At 29.7% G+C, this 4,579-nt stretch carries 4 protein-coding genes; all 4 read left to right on the top strand.

Annotated elements, in window-relative coordinates; translation table 11 throughout:
* Positions 1 to 134: 134 nt before the first annotated feature.
* Positions 135 to 443: a nucleotidyltransferase family protein gene (locus RM553_RS19075; protein WP_311536558.1), complete on the top strand. Its 309-nt coding sequence runs from the start codon at positions 135 to 137 to the stop codon at positions 441 to 443.
* Positions 427 to 768, top strand: coding sequence for a HepT-like ribonuclease domain-containing protein (locus tag RM553_RS19080; RefSeq protein WP_311536559.1), 342 nt, complete (start codon positions 427 to 429; stop codon positions 766 to 768). Before RM553_RS19075 ends, RM553_RS19080 begins: the two co-directional genes overlap by 17 nt.
* A gap of 149 nt (positions 769 to 917) precedes the next feature.
* The gene (locus RM553_RS19085) at positions 918 to 2,087 is read left to right on the top strand and encodes a hypothetical protein (protein WP_311536560.1); all 1,170 of its coding nucleotides are present in this window, start codon (positions 918 to 920) and stop codon (positions 2,085 to 2,087) included.
* Positions 2,088 to 2,585: 498 nt separating this feature from the next.
* Positions 2,586 to 4,448: an AAA family ATPase gene (locus RM553_RS19090; protein ID WP_311536561.1), complete on the top strand. Its 1,863-nt coding sequence runs from the start codon at positions 2,586 to 2,588 to the stop codon at positions 4,446 to 4,448.
* Positions 4,449 to 4,579 lie beyond the last annotated feature (131 nt).

Below are 4,579 nucleotides of genomic sequence, written 5' to 3' on the forward strand. Positions count from 1 at the left end.
AAAGTAAAAAATTAAATCGGACAAATCCGTATATTCACTACCACAACTGACGAATATACGTGACCGTTGTGGCTAATGCAAGAATATTTTAGAGTACAAATGAACGGAACGGAAATTTTAATTATTTTTGATTTATGAAAATAAATGACAAAAATATTAATCGAATCAAAAAGCTTTGCAAACAGTACAAAGTTAGAACATTTTCCGCTTTTGGTTCAGTAACCCGAGAGGATTTTAGAAGTGATTCAGACATTGATTTTGTTGTTGATTTTGAAGAAAACGATCCTTTTAAGTACACCGATTTATACTTCCAACTTAAAGAAAATTTAGAAAAGTTACTCAAACGGCAAATCGACCTTATTGAAGAAAGAGGCATTAAAAACCAGTACTTTAGGAAAGAACTGGAGAATACAAAAATTCTGATTTATGGACAACAGAATTAATGCTTGGCTTGAAGATATTATAAAATCTATTGATGAAATATTTGATTTCCTTCCAGAAAAAAGAGATTTCTTTGAATACCAACAAGATTTAAAAACCAAAAAAGCAATTGAAAGAAATATCGAGATAATTGGAGAAGCTATTAATAGGATTTATAAACATAAGGATTGGAATCTTGAAATAAAAAATGCTCAAAGAATAATTGGTACTCGGAATAGAATTGCTCACGAATATGATAATATTTCCGATGAAGTAATTTGGACAATTATTCTAAGGGAACTTCCAAAATTGAAAAAAGAAATAACTAACTTAAAAGATGAGCACTAGCCACAACAGCGGTTCATCACAAATTACGGGTATAAAAGAAAAAGTGTAATTTTAGAAACTAGGAAGTAAAATGGTTAATCTGACAAGTCCGTGTCCTTACTCCCGTAACTTGCGATAACCGCAAACCGTTAGGTGCAAGCTATTCCAAGATGATTGAAGAAATAAAATTTAATCTTGACAAAATTTCTGATTTTTGGACTCACTATTTGTGGGATTACCAAAAATGTAGAAATGAAATTAATTTTGATAAAGAGGATATAAAAACAACATCCTTCGGTAATTTAATGAGCTACCTTGGAGATACTTTAGAAGTGATTGAAAACAATACTGAAACAGATAATTTTCAAAGCGCTTTTTCGTACCACATTGGACTTCTACAGGCGATTTATATTCAACAAGATTTAATTCTAGAATTATTAAGAATATTTGGTTGTAACATAACCAAAGGTCAACTGTATGAAGATGGGGATTACAATATAAATCGAAACTTACGAAATGAATTAGTAGGTCATCCTATTCGAAAGAAAAGAATCGAGCATAATGGCAAAAAAATAGAAGTTTTAAAATCTTCGGTTTTAATGGATATTCATTCTAATAGCAATGAAATTGCGTATTCCAGGTACCACATCAATAATAATTACTCCTTTGAAAAACTATCTTATAAAATTGAAGATATAATTAATAGACACTACTCATTTTTAAACACTTATTTAAACGAGGTAATTAAAAAATGTAAAAAGATTTTAAAGGGGTTTAGAAAAAGGGTAGAAAATCTTCAAAAAGTGGCTGAAACGCAATCTTTCGAAACTATTGTCAGATTAACAGAAGTTGATTTTGAGAAGATTTTAGACAGTTACTATATATACGATCCTGAAAATTTATTGGAGTCTTATAGAAGAAGAAATGAACATATAAGATACCAAAATAATGTAGATCAATTTTTGACAGATTTAAATTCTTGGATAGCTGAAACATTGGAAGAGTTTGAGTATGCTTTCAAAGAAAGAATATTCGATTCCAAAATGACTAAACCTAACGACACAGTTTTAAAGCTTTTTGCAGAAAATGACGAGACACTAATTAAAACGCTTGCACAAACTGATATTGAGAAAAAAGTGAGCTATCACTATGAGCTCGGTAAACTTGGTCATAAAAGAAGTTACTCTGATTTTCAATTTTTTGGTGGTTTACTAAGAGATAAATGCATAGAAAATTCAAAGGTAATATCTGAGATTAACCACATGGAAAAAAATCTACAAAACGATTTAGAATATCATAGTTCACTAAAATTAATTAGAAAGTTTTTGAATGAGAAATAGCCAGCACCTAACAACGGTTCATCGCCAATAAGCGGCACCGTTAGAAAGAAAATAATTAACTTGACCAACAAACCAATACTAAGCCGACAAATCCGCGTCCCTTACGCCGCCAACTGGCGATAACCGAGACCGTTACCAACAAGAGCGCGGCTTATTTTTACAGTTTTCATATAATAAAAAAAAAGTTTTATATACATTTCGTTTTCGAACTTGGAAATTAACTTAACGGGAAGTTCAGTTTTTCAGTTCATGTTTTAAAAAGAGCTATTACAAAATTTTGCCCTGGCGCATAAAAAATTTCACGATTAATAAAGAGAACTTTTAATAATGTACCTTTTCCGCGCTCCAGTAGGTAACAACGGTTAAATCAAATTGCGCTGAACCAGTAAAAAGTTATATTTTAGATCTTAACTATTATCCGGCCTAGCTGAAAAATTCAAGTCTTCAATCGCAACTTGCATTAACCGCGGCCGTTATCTCTAACCTTTAAAGAAATATATGTTACAAGGAATAAAGCTGAATGAAACTCTAAAATCAAAATTTACAGGTCCAAAATATTTCGGGATTCTTTCCAATTTAAATCAGCTAAATACTTTTGTAGGAGCAAATAATTCGGGAAAAAGTAGATTTTTAAGAACTGTATTTTCCGATGTTGGTAATATCAAATTTATCTTCGAAATAGAAGATCATCAATTTCAAAGAATCATTAAATATGGAACGGACCTTTTATCTTCATTTAGCGTACTAAAAAGATATGGCTTAGAGTATCAACATGAGCAAACTATAAACAATTTAATAGAACAAATTAAACAAAAAGGCAACTGCTTAAATTCAATTCTTGAGTTTTATAAATTATATAGCACTCTTAGTGTAGATGATTTCAATATCAAAAATAAAACTAACGAATATAAACTAAGTAATTTTCTTTCGAACTCTAAATCACACTCTCAAAGTTTAGGAACATTAATAGACAAATTGGGTGTTGAAAGTTCAAAAACTGATAAAATTTACATTCCAATTTTACGTGGATTAAGACCAATAGCGAGTGATGAAAAATTGTTCTCCAATGAAGATATTTATCTAAAAAGAACTAAACACGATTATTTTAAACAAGGTGTTCCTAAAGGAGATATTTTTACAGGGCTGTCGATATATGAGAAGGTAAAGCGATTGTTATTAGGAGATGAAAGTGAAAGAAATGAAATTAAGAATTTTGAAACATTTCTTACGGATAATGTTTTCAAGAAAAAAGTGAATCTTATTCCTAAATATGATGACGATGTTCTTCATATAAAAATTGGAGAAGAGACACAATTTCCAATTTATAAGCTTGGAGATGGACTACAAACTCTTATTATTATTTTATTTCCCATTTTTATAAATAGAAATGATAGAAATTTAATATTTATAGAAGAACCAGAAACCCATTTACATCCAAAATGGCAAAGATTACTTTATAGAGCAATGTGTCAATTTGATAATCACACGTATCTAATTTCTACTCATTCTTCAGTATTCATAAATTCATCTGACAATTCTATTTTCATCGTTTCTAAACAAAATAGAAAAACGAACTTACATTACTCAGATATAAAAACCGAAAAAATAGCAATTCTTAAGGACTTAGGTTATAAACCAAATGATCTATATCAAACGAATTACTTATTATGGGTTGAAGGACAAAGTGATAAAATCTATTTAAATCATCTTATAAGATTAATTGACGAAAACTTAATTGAGGGAGAAGACTATAGTATAATGTTTTACGGAGGAAGTTCTTACAAACATTTCTTGGAGGATAAGGGTGATTTAAATCTTAAATTTATCGAATCTTTAAACCAGAATTATGCTATAATTATGGATAGTGATAGAAAAAAATCTAGTGAAAGATATAGCCCAAAAAAGAAAAAAATTGTCGATTTATTTGAAGAAAATAATGCTTTTTGCTGGTTAACCAGGTTAAGAGAGATAGAAAATTATATTCCTTATGATGAGTATGAAAAAGCAGTTAAATCTGTTCACAAAGTAAAAAATATTGAGATCGATGATTCTGAATTTGCAGACAGATGTAAATACATAAATCTAGATGCCAAACCAACTTACAAACCTTCAATAAAACTTTCGAATAATTTATTTAGCAAAATTCAGAAAAATAAAAATGGTAGTTTAAAAGGTATACCAGCAAAACTAATAAGAGAGGAGATAGAAAAATCAATTGCAAGTACAAAACGCTCTGTAAATAATATTGATAAAATTAAAGTTGCAGAAAAATTAGTCGAAAATGGTTTTAAAATAGAAAATGAAGAACTAAATAAGAAAATCTCTGAATTAGTAAAAGATATCAAGAAAGCTAATAGCTAAAGGCTAGAGATAACAACGGTTCATCGCCAATAAGCGGTAGCGTTAGAAAGAAAATAATTAACTTGACCAACAAACCAATACTAAGCCGACAAATACGCGTCCCTTACTCCGCCAACTGGCGATAACCGAAA

The sequence above is a fragment of the Autumnicola tepida genome (assembly GCF_031846485.1).
GTDB classification, from domain to species: Bacteria; Bacteroidota; Bacteroidia; order Flavobacteriales; family Flavobacteriaceae; genus Autumnicola; species Autumnicola tepida.